This is a genomic window from Paenibacillus sp. FSL K6-0276 (assembly GCF_037977235.1).
In the GTDB taxonomy this organism is placed as follows: Bacteria; Bacillota; Bacilli; order Paenibacillales; family Paenibacillaceae; genus Paenibacillus_AQ.
This window is the reverse complement of record NZ_CP150276.1, coordinates 5,210,514-5,227,245: the sequence shown is the minus strand read 5'-3', so window position 1 is coordinate 5,227,245 and position 16,732 is coordinate 5,210,514. Positions and strand designations below refer to the sequence as shown.

The 16,732-nt window shown below is 43.7% G+C and carries 19 protein-coding genes and 1 riboswitch; of the genes, 15 read left to right on the top strand and 4 right to left on the bottom strand.

The window, feature by feature from the left end; all coding sequences use genetic code 11:
• Positions 1 to 99 precede the first annotated feature (99 nt).
• The 10 genes from MHH52_RS24590 (at position 100) to MHH52_RS24545 (ending at position 10,521) form a co-directional block, all read left to right on the top strand.
• Positions 100 to 2,205: a penicillin-binding transpeptidase domain-containing protein gene (locus MHH52_RS24590; protein ID WP_340004938.1), complete on the top strand. Its 2,106-nt coding sequence runs from the start codon at positions 100 to 102 to the stop codon at positions 2,203 to 2,205.
• Between the two features lie 77 nt (positions 2,206 to 2,282).
• Entirely contained in the window at positions 2,283 to 3,044 is a 762-nt protein-coding gene (locus tag MHH52_RS24585; protein WP_340004937.1) for a Cof-type HAD-IIB family hydrolase, read from the top strand.
• Between the two features lie 37 nt (positions 3,045 to 3,081).
• Positions 3,082 to 3,567: a DUF456 family protein gene (locus MHH52_RS24580; RefSeq protein ID WP_340004936.1), complete on the top strand. Its 486-nt coding sequence runs from the start codon at positions 3,082 to 3,084 to the stop codon at positions 3,565 to 3,567.
• Between the two features lie 27 nt (positions 3,568 to 3,594).
• Positions 3,595 to 5,223, top strand: a complete 1,629-nt coding sequence (locus MHH52_RS24575) for a polysaccharide biosynthesis protein (protein WP_340004935.1) — start codon at positions 3,595 to 3,597, stop codon at positions 5,221 to 5,223.
• A gap of 54 nt (positions 5,224 to 5,277) precedes the next feature.
• Positions 5,278 to 5,646, top strand: a complete 369-nt coding sequence (locus MHH52_RS24570; RefSeq protein WP_340009814.1) for a thioredoxin family protein — start codon at positions 5,278 to 5,280, stop codon at positions 5,644 to 5,646.
• Positions 5,647 to 5,735: 89 nt separating this feature from the next.
• Positions 5,736 to 6,680, top strand: coding sequence for a heme A synthase (locus MHH52_RS24565; protein WP_340004933.1), 945 nt, complete (start codon positions 5,736 to 5,738; stop codon positions 6,678 to 6,680).
• 166 nt (positions 6,681 to 6,846) lie between these two features.
• The gene (locus MHH52_RS24560; protein ID WP_340004931.1) at positions 6,847 to 7,581 is read left to right on the top strand and encodes a Cthe_2314 family HEPN domain-containing protein; all 735 of its coding nucleotides are present in this window, start codon (positions 6,847 to 6,849) and stop codon (positions 7,579 to 7,581) included.
• 100 nt (positions 7,582 to 7,681) lie between these two features.
• Positions 7,682 to 7,821, top strand: a riboswitch (SAM riboswitch).
• 101 nt (positions 7,822 to 7,922) lie between these two features.
• The gene (locus MHH52_RS24555) at positions 7,923 to 8,939 is read left to right on the top strand and encodes a methionine ABC transporter ATP-binding protein (RefSeq protein ID WP_340004929.1); all 1,017 of its coding nucleotides are present in this window, start codon (positions 7,923 to 7,925) and stop codon (positions 8,937 to 8,939) included.
• Complete coding sequence (locus MHH52_RS24550) at positions 8,939 to 9,598, top strand: methionine ABC transporter permease (RefSeq protein WP_340004927.1); 660 nt, start codon at positions 8,939 to 8,941, stop codon at positions 9,596 to 9,598. The genes MHH52_RS24555 and MHH52_RS24550 overlap by 1 nt, the downstream gene beginning before the upstream one ends.
• A gap of 56 nt (positions 9,599 to 9,654) precedes the next feature.
• On the top strand, positions 9,655 to 10,521 hold the full coding sequence (locus MHH52_RS24545; protein ID WP_340004925.1) for a MetQ/NlpA family ABC transporter substrate-binding protein: 867 nt from the start codon (positions 9,655 to 9,657) through the stop codon (positions 10,519 to 10,521).
• 156 nt (positions 10,522 to 10,677) lie between these two features.
• Here the strand turns inward: MHH52_RS24545 and MHH52_RS24540 are convergent, their stop codons facing one another.
• Positions 10,678 to 10,926 (bottom strand): NifU family protein, encoded by a 249-nt coding sequence (locus MHH52_RS24540; RefSeq protein WP_042130899.1) that lies wholly within the window; start codon positions 10,924 to 10,926, stop codon positions 10,678 to 10,680.
• An 80-nt stretch (positions 10,927 to 11,006) separates the two neighbouring features.
• Here MHH52_RS24540 and MHH52_RS24535 point away from each other — a divergent pair, with 80 nt between their 5' ends.
• The gene (locus MHH52_RS24535; RefSeq protein WP_340004924.1) at positions 11,007 to 11,261 is read left to right on the top strand and encodes a YuzB family protein; all 255 of its coding nucleotides are present in this window, start codon (positions 11,007 to 11,009) and stop codon (positions 11,259 to 11,261) included.
• A 66-nt stretch (positions 11,262 to 11,327) separates the two neighbouring features.
• Here the strand turns inward: MHH52_RS24535 and MHH52_RS24530 are convergent, their stop codons facing one another.
• Both MHH52_RS24530 and mqnE read right to left on the bottom strand, forming a co-directional pair.
• Positions 11,328 to 12,389, bottom strand: a complete 1,062-nt coding sequence (locus tag MHH52_RS24530) for an FAD-dependent oxidoreductase (RefSeq protein ID WP_313638181.1) — start codon at positions 12,387 to 12,389, stop codon at positions 11,328 to 11,330.
• 51 nt (positions 12,390 to 12,440) lie between these two features.
• Positions 12,441 to 13,547: an aminofutalosine synthase MqnE gene (mqnE, locus tag MHH52_RS24525; RefSeq protein WP_313638182.1), complete on the bottom strand. Its 1,107-nt coding sequence runs from the start codon at positions 13,545 to 13,547 to the stop codon at positions 12,441 to 12,443.
• Between the two features lie 470 nt (positions 13,548 to 14,017).
• On the opposite strand from mqnE, the gene MHH52_RS24520 reads away from it, so the two are divergent.
• Both MHH52_RS24520 and MHH52_RS24515 read left to right on the top strand, forming a co-directional pair.
• Positions 14,018 to 14,377: an iron-sulfur cluster assembly accessory protein gene (locus tag MHH52_RS24520; protein ID WP_313638183.1), complete on the top strand. Its 360-nt coding sequence runs from the start codon at positions 14,018 to 14,020 to the stop codon at positions 14,375 to 14,377.
• 103 nt (positions 14,378 to 14,480) lie between these two features.
• Complete coding sequence (locus MHH52_RS24515) at positions 14,481 to 14,933, top strand: GNAT family N-acetyltransferase (protein ID WP_340004923.1); 453 nt, start codon at positions 14,481 to 14,483, stop codon at positions 14,931 to 14,933.
• Between the two features lie 68 nt (positions 14,934 to 15,001).
• Here MHH52_RS24515 and MHH52_RS24510 read toward each other — a convergent pair whose 3' ends face one another.
• Positions 15,002 to 15,211: a hypothetical protein gene (locus MHH52_RS24510; RefSeq protein ID WP_340004921.1), complete on the bottom strand. Its 210-nt coding sequence runs from the start codon at positions 15,209 to 15,211 to the stop codon at positions 15,002 to 15,004.
• A 332-nt stretch (positions 15,212 to 15,543) separates the two neighbouring features.
• Here MHH52_RS24510 and MHH52_RS24505 point away from each other — a divergent pair, with 332 nt between their 5' ends.
• A complete protein-coding gene (locus MHH52_RS24505) occupies positions 15,544 to 16,206 on the top strand; it encodes a YheC/YheD family protein (protein WP_340004919.1) in 663 nt (220 codons plus the stop codon).
• Between the two features lie 314 nt (positions 16,207 to 16,520).
• Complete coding sequence (gene sda / locus MHH52_RS24500) at positions 16,521 to 16,664, top strand: sporulation histidine kinase inhibitor Sda (RefSeq protein ID WP_036685584.1); 144 nt, start codon at positions 16,521 to 16,523, stop codon at positions 16,662 to 16,664.
• The last annotated feature ends 68 nt before the right edge of the window (positions 16,665 to 16,732 follow it).

Genomic DNA, 16,732 nt, shown 5'->3' with positions numbered 1-16,732 from the left:
CTAAAGGACGGTAAGCGTTTATGCGAGAAATATAAGGATAATGTATAACGTGAAACATATACTTTCTTATATTTTAGAGAAAAAGGAGAGAAATAAACTGTGAGTTTTTTCCGTAAGCAGGCCTCACCTCCAGATGAGACCAACAGTAAAAGTTCCATAGGCCTGCGACTCAACGTGTTTTTCTTTAGCACGTTCGTTATATTTTGCGTGATTATTATACGCCTTGCTGTGTTGCAGTTCGTGGAAGGACCTACTTTAACTGAAGTGGAGACAAGTAGAGATACCAAAAATGTACCCCTTGCTTCCATGAGAGGTGTAATTTATGCCGCTGAAGGTGAGAAGCTAGCGTACTCTACACCAGTCCAATCGCTGTATATTACGCTCAACAAGGAGTATACGGCTAAGCAAACAGATAAAATTACCGGTAAAACCACCCTGACCCCAGAAGCTAAAGCCAAGTCAGATGCATTGGCGTCCAAACTGGTAGCTGATTTCAATAAATATGGTGATCCAAATGCTGAGAAGATGACAGAAGAAGATGTTATTGATGCACTGGATTTGTATTTCCGAAAATCACTTGGCTTTATGGCACGGCGAATTAAGGCTGACCTGACTACTCAGGAAGTAGCTTATTTCATGGAACATAAGGGAGAGTACCCAGGCCTTGAAATTGTCGAGGAAAGCATTCGTCATTACGATAAAAATACGGTTGCCGTACAGACGATAGGTTATATCAAGCCTTTTAAATCAGCAAACAGCCTTAATATTTATAAAAATATTCAAAATGCTATGAAGAACAATCCTGAGCCAGGACTAACGTACAAGGACGACGAATTTGTCGGATTTGACGGTCTGGAGCTGCAGTATCAGAGAGAGCTTCGGGGACAAAATGGCTATCAGGAAATCTCCGTCAATCCACAGAACATGGCAGAGAAAGTCGAACGTGTAGTCCCTCCTGTGAAAGGCAATGACGTCTGGACAACCATTAATAAGAACATTCAGATGAAGACAGAGCAGGCGATTATGGATCAGATTAAGTGGTTGCATTCCAATCCTGTACAGGGTAAAACGCATCCTAATGCTTTAACTGGTTACGCTGTAGCGATGGAAGTCGATACGGGGAATATCGTCAGTATGGCAAGTATGCCGGACTACGATACGAATATTTGGACATCAGGCTCCTTGTCCACAGATGTCTGGAACAGTATTATGAACAACTATCAGAACGGTACCATTAATCCAATTTCTTCAGGGACCTCAGGTAATGGACTAAGATCTGTGCTGCTTCTAGGTTCAACGATTAAACCTTTGAGCGTACTCGTGGGTCTGAATGAAGGCCTCTTTACGCCCTCAACCTACTATCCGGATAGAGGTTTCGCGACTTTTGGTAAAACAGGTCATGAAACTAAGGTAAGAAACTCTGGTGGACACGTATACGGTTCTATGGACCCTGCAAGAGCGATTGAGAAATCCTCGAATGCGTTTATGGTTGATATGGTCGGTAAAAGATTGTATGAGAAGTACAAGAGTAAAGGTATCGATGTCTGGGATAAGTATATGAAAGAGTTTGGTCTTGGCGTATCCACGGGAAGTGGCCTGCCAAATGAATTCTTAGGACAGATCAACTATACCAATATAGAGGCTGCGGGTAGTGCGCAAGCGGCACTTGTCTATGCTGCTTTCGGCCAACAAGGTAGCTATACGGTGTTGCAGCTTGCGCAATACGTAGCTACACTTGCTAATGAAGGACAGCGGATTAAACCTCAACTGGTTAGCAAGATTACAGATGCTGACGGAAAAGTAGTCAAGGAGTTCGGTCGTGAGGTGCTAGATGAAGTAACAGCCTTCGATAAATCCTACTGGAAAGAAATACAGCAGGGTATGCGAAGTGAAGTTAGTGCTTTTTCTGATTTCCCTTATGATTTTGCTCGTAAGACGGGAACATCTCAGCAAGTAGCTAAGGGTCAGATTCGTGATAACGGGGTATTTATTGCCTATGCTCCACGTAATAATCCTAAGCTTGCGGTAGCTGTAGTAATTCCTGAAGGGGGCTTTGGTTCCCAGAGTGCTGCACCGGTAGCACGCAAAATTTTCGATGCCTATGATTGGGAATATGGACTTGATGGCGTTCCGAAGAAGAGTCTTCAGTCAGGTAATAATACTAATGATCCTGCGAATGAAGGAACGACTACAGGTACTCAGTAACTTTGACTCTAAGGTGAATAATGATTAAAAAATAAACAGCTGCTCTATTGAGAGCATACAAGAATGGAGGGGTGGCAATGACTGCCAAATACCGCCTGCTTGCTTTGGATATGGATGGAACCCTACTGAATGATGAACAGATTATTACACCTATAACGGTGAAATGGCTTCAAAAGGCGGTCGACGCAGGCGTTCATGTCTGTCTGTCGACTGGCCGAGCTTTTACAAGTGCATTTCCATATGCTGAGCAGCTTGGACTAGAAACACCGATGATTACTGTGAACGGTAGTGAGGTATGGCGAGCACCGCACGAAATTTATCGTCGATCGCTGATGGACCCTATGCTGGTACAACAAATGTATGGGCTTGCGAAGGAAGATGACATCTGGTTCTGGGCCTATTCCACGGAAAAGGTCCACAAACAGGATAACTGGGATGGGGATGTCACAGGCAGAGAATGGCTTAAATTCGGCTATCACACCGAAGATGATGAGCTTCGCCATAAACTGCTGCTCCGTCTTCAAGATATGGGTGGACTGGAGATTACGAACTCTTCTCCGCATAATCTGGAGATTAATCCTCTAGGTGTGAATAAAGCAACTGGAATAAAGGAAGTCTGTAAGCTGCTAGGGCTAGAGATGTCTCAAGTTATAGCGGTTGGCGATAGCCTCAACGATCTTGCAGCGATTCAGCAGGCAGGGCTTGGGGTCGCCATGGGCAACGCTCAGAAGACGGTTAAACAAGAAGCTGATGCTGTGGTGGCATCGAATAATAATGACGGAATTGCAGAAGTCATCCAAAAGTATATTTTTAATGAAAATGCTAGTTTTGCGAAGTGAATCCATAGAGCATATTTGCTATTAGGAGGTTAAGGTATTGACGATCCTGGGTTGGATTCTTATTATTGCTTTATTCGCTGTAGGACTGGCCGGGGCGGTGTACCCCATACTGCCGGGTGCACTTGCGATTTATCTTGCCTTTTTCGTATACGGATGGTTCTTTTCTTTCGAACCCTTTGGTGTTTGGTTCTGGATTATTCAAACGCTGATTGTTGTGGTTCTATTCGTCGCTGATTACGTTGTAGGGGCGTGGGGCGTTAAGAAATTCGGTGGCTCACGTTCATCGATTATCGGGAGTACGATCGGATTGATCATTGGTCCATTTGTAATCCCTGCCTTTGGCCTTATTATTGGTCCGTTGCTGGGTGCTTTTATAGGAGAATTGATCGTGGGTTCTTCGCCAGCTAAAGCTGCCAAGGTAAGTGTAGGATCAATACTTGGGTTGTTTAGTAGTACTGTTGTCAAAATTGTGCTACAAATTATTATGGTCGTCCTCTTTTTTATATGGGTCGTCCGGTTTTAATTTTAACAGTGGAGAAGGGGAAATGGTTTGTCCAAGAAAGAGTCTTTCGTAAAAGGCACGCTTATCCTTGCTGCTGCTGCTTTGGTAGCAAGGGTACTCGGGCTTGTTCAGCGGGTTCCGTTAGATCATATTTTTGATGATGTGGGGAGAGCATCGTTTGGGGTCTCGAACAATATCTATTTAATGTTGCTCACCGTGGCAACAGCAGGTATTCCAAGTACTCTCAGTAAAATGGTCTCCGAGCGGTACGCTCTGAATCGTCCGGAAGAAGCGAGACAAATATATCATGCAGCATTGATATTTTCGGTAGTAGCAGGAGTAATTATGACTGCATTGCTGTATATAGGCGCTCCGTTCTATGCGACGCATATTGCTGACGTACCTGAATCAGCGATGGCAGTTAGGGCAATAGCACCTGCGCTTCTACTTTTTCCGGCGATTGCCATGATGCGTGGATATTTTCAAGGGCGCAACAACATGATGGCTGGTGGTATTTCCCAGATCGTAGAGCAGTTCGCTCGTGTACTAGTCGCTATTTTACTAGCTTATATTCTATTACAGCAGGGGTATAACAATACAACTATTGCTGCGGGAGCATCCTTCGGTAGCGTAATTGGTAGTATTGCAGCATTTGGTGTCATGATTTATTTTGCAATCAAGCTGCGCCGAGAGGATAAACAGCAAGGATTAAATTACGATACCACTCAAAAATTACCGATTTGGGGAATTTATAAGGATATTTTCACACTATCGATTCCGATCGTGTTATCTTCTCTTACGATTCCAGTAGTGAATGTAATTGACACTTCTCTAGCTGTTCCACTGCTTATCGATCAGATGGGTAGAGAGAGTGCAACAGCAGCTTTGGGTATACTAACTACGCGTGCTCAAAGTGTGGCCGGAATTCCACCAGTACTAGCCATTGCGCTAGGAACCTCGCTGATTCCGATCATTTCAGCTGCCTATGCCCGTCGTGATGAGGGGCACTTGAAGAAGCAAATTACGCTTGCTCTGCGGATTTCTATTCTGACAGGGATGCCAATTGTGTTGGCGCTTGTGGCTGCGGCCTATTCCATCAATGGACTATTGTTCAGTAGCTTGGATGGAAGCGGAATTGTGGCTATGCTTACGATTGGAACGATCTTTCAGATCACAATGATGACAACGAACTCCATTTTGCTCGGTATGGGCAAATCACGTATTTCAATGTATTATGTGCTAGTGGGTATTATTGTTAAATTAGTCGCAAGCTTCTTACTGAGTAAGGTATTTGGGATCTACGGAATTATCGGTGCAACAGCACTTTGTTTCGTAGTTATTACTATTCTTAACTTACGGATGCTGAAATCAATTGTACCTTTCGAAATTATGGGCAAGCGTTGGGGCGGTTTCGCGATCGCGGTTCTTGTGTCCTTTGGAATTGGTTTTGGTTTGAACGAAGCTGGAATTCTGTTAACGAATATAATGCCTGCACGTCTGGCATTTCTGATCACTTGTCTTGTTGTAGGAGCCGCAGTTGTTGTTATTTATCTGGTAATGCTAATTGTACTGGGCGTGCTTACTAAACAGGAAGTCTCCAGTTATCCGCGTGCACTGCAAAAATTGTTGAATCCGCTGATGAAATTACAGCCTGCAAGTGTTCGTATGAGAGAATAAGTTTGACTTCTGCATTACATTTTGCTTCACTTAAAGAATAGAAATTTGACAGATATGGAAGAAAGGACTGAGAAAGTTATGGACAAAATTAGTTCTCCTGCTGAATTTCAGGTAGCCATTCAATCTCCACGATTAACAGTAGCCATCTTTAAGGCAGACTGGTGCTCGGATTGTAAATATATCGATCCCTTTATCCCTGAGGTAGAGCAAACTTATGCAGATCGGCTAACGCTGGTTGAGGTTGACGTAGATGCCGTGGGCGATGTTAGTCAGGAACAAAATATTATGGGCATTCCGAGCTTTGTCGCGTATTCCGATGGACGGGAATTGGTTAGATTCGTTAATAAATTGCGTAAATCCCGCGAGGAAATTGAGAATTTCCTGGATAAAGCGGTTCAAGTGCATCAAAGCCTTCAACAGTAATTCCGGAAAACCACCGCTTTCGCCTGTTCGTGCAAAAGCGGTGGTTTTTTAAAATGCTTCTTCATTACTAAAAACTGCGGGTGATATTTTTGACGACAAATCAGTTGAAATGGCTTAGTTATCTTACTTGCCTTATCATGTTCCTCGCTCTACTCGGAGGGGCGGTAGTAACGAAGACTGGATCGGGATTGGAATGCGGAAATGAATGGCCGCTCTGTCATGGCAAATTAATTCCGGCCTATACTGTAGGTTCGATGATTGAATACACCCATCGCTTGTTTAGCGGATTAGCAGGGTTATTGTCACTTGCCTCGATGTTTGCTTTTTGGCGTTATGCTCGCCACCGGCGTGATTTGCTGGCATATGCATTCATGACTTTACTGTTTGTAATTGTTCAAGGTGGTATGGGAGCGCTTGCAGTAATTAAATCCCAATCTGCCGCTGTAATGGCACTGCATATGGGTTTTTCCTTGATCGCTTTTTCGAGTTCTTTGATGCTCGCTCTTGGAACTAAACGGCGGCATGAAGCTGGCGAATACGATCATAAGATTGAGACTCAGAAGAAGCCTGTCAGCAAAGCATTCCGCAATTTAACCTGCTTTACGGCCTTATATTCCTATGTTGTCGTTTATATTGGAGCCTTTGTTAGTCATACGGATTCACGAGGTGGATGTTCTGGCTGGCCGCTCTGTAACGGTGAATGGGTTCCTGACCTTTCCGGGGGAGTAGGTATTGTTTTTATGCACCGGATTGCGGCTTTAATATTATTCATTCTTACCGCGGTGCTTGGACATTTAGCTTTTTGGAAACATAAGGATTACCCAGAGCTAAGAGCTCTTGGCGTAGCGGCTGTTCTGCTGTGCTTGATGCAGGTGTTTAGTGGAGCTGCTGTGGTTTACACGCTAGATAATGAAAGATTGTACATATTTGCTGCTCTGGCTCATATTTTGTTGATTGCTTGTTTGTTTGGTGTCCTATGCTATATGAGTGTAAGAGTCTGGCAGCTAAGTAGACCTAGAAATGTCGCGTTGTAACACTCTTGGTAGAAAGTTCCCTCCGTGGATAGAGTCGTTTTACCTGCGGAATAATAAAGTGGAAATCGGTATATCGTGGAGCTGATTGGCCAATGCTTACGGCGCGAGTTTTGTACAAAGCAGTCCATGGATGAGGCGCTGAACAAAACTTTAGGAGGACTGGAATATGCTGCGGGTAATACTTGGAGAGCCGCCTCGAAAGAACAGCGGTGTATTGGCTGATGCGATGGAAAACATGGCCACATTTGCAGCCTTACTGCGCAAGGAAATAAGTGCCCATGAGGATAGTGACCATGAATACCGTAAACTGGAGATTTGGACACGTGGACTGATCTCCTCATTGGATGAATTGGAGCAAAGCTGGTTCGCGGCCGCTTTTTACCGGAAATCGGTAATCGCCGGTTATATGGATGATATGTCACCAGTGGAACAGGGCGATTATGCGCGTTATGTTTATTTTTATAAAAATGGATTTATTCGTGTCTTCTCTCTTCTGGACAAGCTTGGGACAGTCCTAAATCATTTTTATGATCTTAAAACATCTAAGTTAAAAGTGCACTTTTCTTATTTTACAGTGCTGCGTCAATTTCAGTTATTGAATGTGCACCCTGCATTAGTGGATCAATTGGAGCAGATCAAGAACTCTTATCGAGATCCACTGGAGAATCTACGCAAGCGCAGGAATGCTGAAATTCACTATATGAATTCCGAAATGCAGGATGACTTGTGGCAGCGGCATCAAGGGCTACATGACAAAATTCAGCTCGAAGATCTGGATAGCCATCTTGAGGATCTAAAGCAATCCCTCGAAATGATCTGTAAAACATTAATCGCGGCATTCAGTTACAGCAATGAGCAGTTGCATAAGGAAATAAGCAAGGTAAAGCGTGTAAGATCATAAGCGTTCAATATATTTCCTTTTGACAAAAAACAAGAAACTCACTATACTTATGCTTGCATTACAGTCTGTACGATTTCAAACATAAAATTTCATACTCTATATCTTATCGAGAGCGGCGGAGGGATAGGCCCGATGAAGCCCGGCAACCGATTTGTATACGGCGCGAGAAGCGTTATGTACAAATGTCATGGTGCTAATTCCTACAATGACGCAAGGTTTGCGGTCGTTGGCAGATGAGAAGGCATTGTCTTAATAAACGCACAGGGCCTCTTGCGATCTGCATCGATCGTAGGAGGTTTTTTTGTATGGAATAAGTGAAATATAAAGGGGGGGCGACGAGCTTGATTAATCTAAAAGGAATAACAAAGGTATATGGAAAAGGCAGCCATGCGGCTACAGCACTTTCCGGATTGAATCTGTCTATCGAGAAAGGTGAAATATTCGGAGTCATCGGGCATTCTGGGGCGGGGAAAAGTACATTGATCCGCTGCATTAATCTGTTGGAGCGTCCGACAGAAGGGGAAGTTTGGGTAGATGGCGTTGAACTAACCAAGCTTTCTCAAGGTCAACTGCAGGAGCAACGGCGCAAGATTGGGATGATTTTTCAACATTTTAATCTGCTGTCTTCTGCGACTGTGTACGATAATATTGCTTTTCCCCTGCGACTCACAGGCACCTCGAGAGCAGATATTGATACAAAAGTGAAAGATTTGCTTGCCCTAGTTGGGCTTGAAGAACACCGGGATAAGTATCCCTCTCAGTTATCAGGAGGACAAAAACAGCGTGTCGGCATCGCACGGGCACTTGCCAGCGACCCTGATGTGCTGCTATGTGACGAGGCAACCTCTGCGCTTGACCCACAAACGACAGACTCTATTCTTAAGCTATTGCTCGATATTAATAAACGGTTCCATCTGACTATTGTGCTGATCACTCACGAAATGCACGTGATTCAGAGCATCTGCGACCGTGTTGCGGTCATTCATGGTGGTGGTATCGTTGAGCAAGGTAAGGTTACAGATGTATTCCTGAAACCGCAGCATGAGGTTACTCGCGATTTCATCCGCAGTGAATCACAGAATGAGGGGCCCCTTCGTACGGCGCTTGACGCTGCTGCTGGGGACAACTCTCAGGCCGTCAAAATTACTTTTTTCGGAGAGAAGACCTACGGCTCTGCACTTTCCAATGTAGTACGTGAAACGGGTGTTAGCTTTGCCATTCTGCATGGCACCATTTCAACGATTAAAGACGTACCTTATGGACAAATGATTGTTCGGTTCGAAGGTCCAGCTGAAGCGATTGCTGTGACGATAGCCGAACTAACCGCTCAAGGCCTTGAAGTGGAGGTGATTTCGTAATGAATTTCGCAGATTTAAACTGGCAAGAAATGATGGATGCTACTATTGCTACCTTGCAAATGTTAATATTCTCCGGATTGTTCACAATTATTCTTGGTTTACCACTCGGAATTCTATTGTATTTATGGGGAAGATCGAATAGTATAGTAATCAGAGTAATTTACTCGGTCTTATCATTCGTTGTAAATATCCTACGTTCCGTACCGTTCATCATTTTGATGGTAGCATTAATTCCTTTTAGCAAAGCCGTTGTTGGAACTTCCATCGGAGTACTCGGTACGATCCCACCGCTGGTGATTGGTGCAGCTCCATTCTTTGCTCGCTTGGTGGAAACAGCGTTAAGAGAAGTGGATCGCGGAGTAATTGAAGCGGCGCAAGGGATGGGAGCATCCACGAATCAGATCGTTATGCGTGTTCTTTTGCCAGAGGCTCGTCCAGGTCTGCTCGCTGGAGTTACGATCACACTGGTTACACTGGTTTCCTATACGGCAATGGCTGGTCAGGTTGGGGGCGGCGGACTTGGTGATCTAGCGATTCGTTACGGCTATCTCCGCTATGAGACGGAAATTATGCTTATTTCTATAACGTTTATTGTAATACTGGTGCAATTGCTGCAAATGGCCGGTGATCGACTCGTAAAATATTACACACGGAAATAAGGTACATCGACATATAGCCTTATTCATACAAACAATAGATTAGAGGGGGATTTACGATGAAAAAAGTACTACTTACATTTTTTAGCCTAACACTGGTTGCGGTGCTTGCGGCTTGCGGTAACAACAATGCTACTAATAATGCTGGGAGCTCGGCTGCTACAACAGCACCAAACGTAGAAGCAACAACTGAACCTGCTGCAGATCCTGTGAAACTGGTTATTGGTGCATCACCTGTCCCTCATGCTGAGATTTTGAAGGCTATTGCTCCATTGCTTGAAAAAGATGGAATTACTCTTGAAATTAAAGAATTCACTGACTATATTCAACCGAACGTACAGCTTGATGAGAAGCAGCTAGATGCTAACTTTTTCCAACACCAACCTTATCTTGATGACCAAAATAAAAATAATAAAACCGACCTGATCTCCGTTGCATCCGTTCACGTTGAGCCTTTTGGAGCTTATTCCAAAAAAATAAAATCGATCGATGAGTTGGCTGACGGTGCGAAAGTTGCCATTCCGAACGATGCTACTAACGGTGGTCGTGCGCTAATCCTACTTGCGAAAAATGGTCTGATTACATTGAAAGATGATACAAACATTGCTGCAACGAAAGCAGATATCATTGAAAACAAGAAAAACCTTAAAATCATTGAGTTGGAAGCGGCTATGCTCCCACGTCAACTGGATGAGGTAGACCTTGCTTTGATCAACACGAACTTTGCACTAGACGCTGGTCTTGTGCCAACCAAAGATGCATTGTTTATCGAGGGTGTGGATTCCCCTTACGCTAACATTCTGGTAACTCGTCAGGACAATAAAGACTCCGACGCGATCAAAAAGCTGGTCGCTGCCCTGAATTCTCCAGAAGCTAAAGCTTTCATTGAAGAGAAGTACGAAGGTGCGATCATTCCAGCGTTTTAAGTAATGAAGCTTATCTAGTCTCTAAATACAACATAGAACCCGCAGCCTAATGGCGTGCGGGTTCTATGTTGTATGTTGTAGGAAGAGGTTAAATCCTCTATAATAAAAAAATCCCGATCTCCTGATAAGGAGAATCGGGATGGCTATTAAATGGGATTAGAATACTTGCATAACTTCTTGTACGCCTTCTACTTCTTCAAGAAGGGCGCGTTCAATCCCGGCTTTCAAGGTGATCGTGGAGCTTGGGCAGCTGCCACAGGCACCCATAAGTTTCAACTTAACGATGCCGTCTTCTACATCGACCAGTTCAACGTCACCGCCATCGCGCTGCAGGAACGGACGAAGCTTATCCAGCACTTCCAATACTTCATCATACATTTCGGTGCTTTGTGCATTCTCACTCATTTCTCAATCACTCCTTTCGTAAGTTCATTATAGTACAAAAAGTTAAAAAATAAAATGGTTAGGCGGAATAGGGGATCATCATGAGACCAATTATTGAATTTTGTGACAGTAACATGGGTCACGGAACAGACAAGCTAATGCATAAGCTGGAGGGAAATCCAGATTACGATGTGATTGAATACGGATGCCTGAACAATTGTGGGGAATGTTATTTAACGCCTTTCGCCATGGTTGAAGGTGACATCGTTGCAGCAGATACTGTTACCGAGCTAGAAGAGAAAATTGATGCTAAAATCAAAGAGCTAGAGGCTTGGTTCAATATGGATCTTGACTAAATTCTTATATTTAAATAAAGGGCTGCTCTCTTCCATTATAAAAACGGAAGAGAGCAGCCCTTAGGTTTATCCTAAAGTGCGTTTCGACATCCAGAGCACCCCGCTCTTGAGGATACGGGGTACCCTTCCTTTGACGGAGCGTTGGCCCATCAAGCCAAATCCAGATTTCTTGCCTAGTGAGCCTAAGGTACCCTTCAGACGAATAGCATGAAGCTTAGGAGTCTCGCCGCGCCATAAGGCTTGAATAACCTGAGCAACCTGCTCCCCTTGTGCTCCTGCAGCTTGAGCGCTTGGTGCGAACGGCAGGCTGGCGCAGTCACCAATCACATACACCTCTGGATAATCAGGTACACGATAATACTCATCCAGAATGATCCGTCCTCCGCGGTCCTTCGGTACTGTTAACTCCTGAACCACCTTCACTGGTTGAATCCCTGCGGTCCATACCGTAACATCTGAAAGAATTTCCTCTGCACCGTTAAAAAGCGCATCTTTCTCTACATGGGATACAGATACACGTCCAAGCGTCTGTACTTGATGGTGGTGAAACCATTCTTCCACGTACTCTGACAGCTTCGCCGGAAAGGCAGACAAGACTCGTTCACCGCGATCCAGAATAGCAATATTAAGATCTGGTCGGCTCTCCCGAAGCTCTGCCGCCAATTCAACTCCACTTAGTCCACCGCCTACGATGTTTATTGTTCCATAAGGCTTCACATCGTTTAAACGTTGATAAGTTTCCCGAGTTCCTGCAAAGGTCTGGATACTGCAAGTATATTGGTCGGCTCCAGGGATGTTATGGTAATTATCGGTACAGCCTAGAGCAATGGCTAGAATGTCATAAGACACAGTCTCGTCAGGCTCCATTGTAACTATTCTGCTCTCCAAATCAATGGAACTCACCTCACCATAGCGGACAGTGAGGCGGGGATGAACCGGAAACTGGATCCGTAAGTGATAGTCCGTTACGGTACCTGCGGCAAGCGCATAATATTCCGTTTTGATTCCTTGATAAGGCATTCGGTCAATTAAGATAATTTCAATATCATGAGGAAGGTGATTATTGAGCAATTCTTGAATTAGGGCTAAGCCGCCATAGCCGCCGCCCAGAACGAGTAGTGTTCTCATGCTGACCGAACTTCCTTTCCAAATATAGGATAACGGATCTAAGCTATTCTTTTATTCGTATACCTTTATCTCATTGTAGAAAGTGTCGCGTTCTACTGGAATTCTTCCAGCACCTTTCACTAGCCAGATCAATTCATCTCGAGTGAGGCCTTCTGGTGTTAAGGCACCAGCCGCATGGCTAATGCGTTCTTTAAGAATGGTTCCATGTACGTCAGATGCACCGAAGTTCAGCGCAACCTGGGTAAGCTGAGGACCGATATTAATGAAGTACGCTTTGATGTGATCGAAATTATCCAGCATCAATCTGCTGATCGCAATCGTCTTCAAATCCTCATAAGCGGAGTTGCGGCGCATAATCCCTGCATTCTTGTTCTTAGGCTGCATAGATAATGGAATGAATACCATAAAGCCATTGGTTTCGTCCTGCAGATCGCGGATCTGCATCATGTGCCGGATACGGTCTTCATGAGATTCAATGGAGCCGTAGAGCATAGTTGTATGGGTCTTCATGCCAAGCTGATGTGCGGTCCGGTGAACTTCCAGGTACTCTTCCACATTAGCTTTGTCGACGCGCATTTTTTTACGGTATTGATCGGATAAAATTTCTGCGCCTCCACCAGTAAGCGTCTTAAGTCCTGCAGCACGTAGCTGTTCCAGTACTTCACGAATACTCAACCCGCTAATTCGGGTAAAAAAATCAATTTCGGCTGCAGTGTATGCTTTTAAGGTTACCTCAGGAAAACGTTCATTCAAGGCTTTTAAAGAATCCACGTAATACTGGAAGGGAACCTTGTCATTATGACCGCCGACGATATGGAATTCGCGCACGCCTGGATGAATATGCTGTTCGACATATTGCACCATTTCCTGACCGGAAAGGGTATAAGCACCTTCTTCTCCATCGTCTTTGCGGAAATTGCAGAATGCACAGTGAGATTCGCAGACATTGGTGAAATAAAGACTCATGTTTTCGATAAAATAAACCCTGTTGTTGTTCTTCGCAAGATTGACTTCATTTGCTAGCTGGCCAATCGTAAGTAGGTCGTTACTTTGATATAAATAAACGCCATCTTCTAAATTCAATCTTTCGCCGCCGCGAACTTTTTCAATAATGTTCATCATTCGGGCGTCTGTTTGGGGGGTGAAAAGAGTAGACATATTATGAATTCCTCCTGAAAGTTTTACGGGGTCCATTGCCCGCAGGTAATTCCCAGACTTACCCAGACGGTAGCTGTTCATCATGAAAATAAAGAGGAGGTTTAGCCTCCGTGACAAATTTCCGAATTTTTACTTATGTTTGCCTTCCTTATTATAAACCTCTCTTATAAGGGGATCAACAGCTTGATATTGATGGTTTAATTTGGTGTGATGTGTCAGGCAAAAGGCAGTTGTGACTTGAGGGTAATGGAATAGTCAGTTATACTGAGTTTATTAAGTATATATTTAAAGAAGTAACTTTTGGCCGGAAGGTCCCTTAAACATAAGTTTTTTCTTGAAATACAAGAAAGTATAAGTTTCACGTCATCCTAAATGTCTTGTATTTTTCGTAGAAACGGGTACCGTCCCAAAAAGGACGGCAAAGCCGTTTCTTCTTATGAAGTGAGTCTAATTTTTAGGAGGATATAATCATGATTAATATTAGTGAAAAGGCAGCAGAACAATTAAAGGCGATGCTTGCTGAACAAGAAGTGCCGAACATGTTCCTCCGTATTGGAGTAACACCAGGCGGATGCAGCGGATTCTCTTACGCTATGGGCTTTGATGATAATGAAAGCGATCAGGACGTATATATGGACATCCAAGAGATGAAGGTTGTCGTGGAGAAAGAGAATCTTCGTTACCTAGATGGTCTCGAAATCGATTTTGAAGAATCCGGCATGACTGGTGGCTTCACCATCAATAACCCGAACGCTACTGCAACCTGCGGCTGCGGCTCAAGCTTCCGGACAGCTAAGGATGCAGGGAAACCGAACGAAGAGCCTTGCTAATAGCGACGATAACGCCTCCAAGCCCCGTGTTGAGTTCTAAAACACTGGCTTGGAGGCTTTTTTTTATTCTCAATGACAAAAGTCATCACAAGGAGCTCTAAGCATGCTAATTAGGAAATTAAACGCAGAAGAACAACCTCCCTTGCAATTGTTGTTGTTAGCCGATCCTTCCCCAAGTCTTGTTGAAGCGTATTTAAAAAGAGGCCAATGTTTTGTAGCTGAAGTGGAGAATTGCATTATCGGTGTCTATGTTTTGCTACAAACTAGGCCTGAGACAGTGGAGCTAGTGAATATAGCCGTTGATGAGAATCAGCAAAGTAAAGGGATAGGAAAGCAGTTGGTCTATCATGCGATTGAGAATGCGAGATTACTTGGTGCGAAGACGATTGAAGTGGGTACCGGAAATTCTAGTGTAGGACAACTGGCTCTTTATCAGAAATGTGGATTTAGAATTACCGGAATCGATAGAGACTTTTTTATCAGACATTACAGTGAAGAGATTGTTGAAAATGGGATTAAGGTAGTCGATATGATCCGTCTTTCGCTAGATATATGAGTGATATACAAACAAAAGCCCTCCGACGAATTCTCCGCGAGAGGGCTTTTGTTTGTTCCTGAGTCCAACTAGGCTGGAAGAATGAACTTGTAATTAATCATAAACACGATGAGCGCTGCGGCTCCTAGGGAAAAGGCAATACAGCCAGCACCCAATGCTCTGCGTCTGTCTTTAATGAATTTAAAGCCAATAGCGCAGATCAGTATAGTAGTTCCAGCCAATACGATGGACATCCCAAGCATGGCCACCCAATATAAAACCTCGAAAAACTGAGCCATTCCGAGCCCTCCCCGCGCTGTTTTTTTAATGAACCTCTAAGTCATAATTATAAAGTTAGAATCGAAAATGTAACCGCTATTAATAATACAACGATTTTGAAGATTATTCTAGTTATAGTGAACTCATCCATTACGATTAAAATGTCGAATGCTCAGAGATAAGATTCTTCAAAATCTGCAATCTAACCATGCAAAGTTGAGATTGTTGTCGATACAAGCTCTAAGCCCTTTTTGCTAAGAGCCTCTTCCTACACGGACAATCATACAAGAGGGCGGGACCTTTTCTGAGTAATGTATAGGGTAGGCTGGAATGTGAAAGGAGGGAAAGGACGATGTCGGGAAGACAATTGGCTAGCAAATGGTTAAAGACAGAAGCATTGCTCAGTGACACGAGGGTTTCTCATTATATACCAATGACGAGGGTGTATTCGGCTGACTCACTGTTAGCCATGCTCCGGAGATACGGAAATGTTGTTATTAAACCTATAGTTGGCGGCGGAGGCTACGGTGTAATCAAAGTGTTTCGGGATAGTCGAGGTTATGGATTTACTTATATGGACAGAACTCGAATTTACAAGGACTTTAAATCCATGAGAAGTGCGCTCCATTTCGTCAAGGTCAGACGTAGATATTTGATTCAACAGGGGATTTCTCTCGCCAGAATTGGTGGGCGTCCTATTGATTATCGGGTCAAAGTAGTGAAAAATGGTGCTGTTTGGGAGTTTCGCTCCATGGTAGGGAGACTGGCTAGGCCTGGTCTGTTCGTAACGAATTTATGTAAAGGGGGCACGATGCTTTCTTGTCGAGAAGGACTTCGCAGATCGTTGCCTCGAATTAAAGCTTCGGCGAAGAAAGCAGAGATGCGCAGACTAACGCTTGTATGTATCAAACTAATGGAGCGGCACTTCCCGGGAATAGGTGAACTGGGCTTTGATTATGCCGTGGATTATTCAGGTAAAATATGGATTTTAGAGGTTAATACAAGACCTCAGTAAATTAACAAATATTTTAGAATTGACGATAATAGAGTAGTAAGATAAAATTGCGTTTAGTTGCGTTCTTTTGGGGTGAATTATATTGTGATTTATTTACAATAAAAATATATTTTTAGCTGTATACAAGTGGTTCAATCCTGTGTATAACTATTATCCCCATATTCCACTGTGCAGGTATCACCTTTGTAACGCTTACGCACATATTATACACAGGATTTCCACATGTACTTGTGGATAACACGAACGCTTGTTCGAAAAATGATAGTTTGATATGATAGATTCAGATCCAAATACAGGAAAGGTAGATGAACGTTATGGTTGAATTGTCCGATGAGATGCTTCTAGACTCTTACCATAGAGCGATAGAACTGCAACTAGAGCATGATTTCATCGCTCTTCTACTCGTTGAGATTCGCAAACGCAACTTACACTCTCCAGTTCATGCGGTTCTTCATTAAAGAGCGCAAAGTATACCTTTGTAGCTGGCTACATATAAATAAACCGCGAGTCACAAACATAAAAGGGT

Excerpts from the sequence above, each read along its gene's own strand:
- MHH52_RS24585 (WP_340004937.1), top strand. The coding sequence starts at position 2,283 with ATGACTGCCAAATACCGCCTGCTTGCTTTGGATATGGATGGAACCCTA.
- MHH52_RS24570 (WP_340009814.1), top strand. The coding sequence starts at position 5,278 with ATGGAAGAAAGGACTGAGAAAGTTATGGACAAAATTAGTTCTCCTGCT.
- MHH52_RS24560 (WP_340004931.1), top strand. The coding sequence starts at position 6,847 with ATGCTGCGGGTAATACTTGGAGAGCCGCCTCGAAAGAACAGCGGTGTA.
- MHH52_RS24550 (WP_340004927.1), top strand. The coding sequence starts at position 8,939 with ATGAATTTCGCAGATTTAAACTGGCAAGAAATGATGGATGCTACTATT.
- MHH52_RS24545 (WP_340004925.1), top strand. The coding sequence starts at position 9,655 with ATGAAAAAAGTACTACTTACATTTTTTAGCCTAACACTGGTTGCGGTG.
- MHH52_RS24540 (WP_042130899.1), bottom strand. The coding sequence starts at position 10,926 with ATGAGTGAGAATGCACAAAGCACCGAAATGTATGATGAAGTATTGGAA.
- MHH52_RS24535 (WP_340004924.1), top strand. The coding sequence starts at position 11,007 with ATGAGACCAATTATTGAATTTTGTGACAGTAACATGGGTCACGGAACA.
- MHH52_RS24530 (WP_313638181.1), bottom strand. The coding sequence starts at position 12,389 with ATGAGAACACTACTCGTTCTGGGCGGCGGCTATGGCGGCTTAGCCCTA.
- mqnE (WP_313638182.1), bottom strand. The coding sequence starts at position 13,547 with ATGTCTACTCTTTTCACCCCCCAAACAGACGCCCGAATGATGAACATT.
- MHH52_RS24520 (WP_313638183.1), top strand. The coding sequence starts at position 14,018 with ATGATTAATATTAGTGAAAAGGCAGCAGAACAATTAAAGGCGATGCTT.
- MHH52_RS24515 (WP_340004923.1), top strand. The coding sequence starts at position 14,481 with ATGCTAATTAGGAAATTAAACGCAGAAGAACAACCTCCCTTGCAATTG.
- MHH52_RS24510 (WP_340004921.1), bottom strand. The coding sequence starts at position 15,211 with ATGGCTCAGTTTTTCGAGGTTTTATATTGGGTGGCCATGCTTGGGATG.
- MHH52_RS24505 (WP_340004919.1), top strand. The coding sequence starts at position 15,544 with ATGTCGGGAAGACAATTGGCTAGCAAATGGTTAAAGACAGAAGCATTG.
- sda (WP_036685584.1), top strand. The coding sequence starts at position 16,521 with ATGGTTGAATTGTCCGATGAGATGCTTCTAGACTCTTACCATAGAGCG.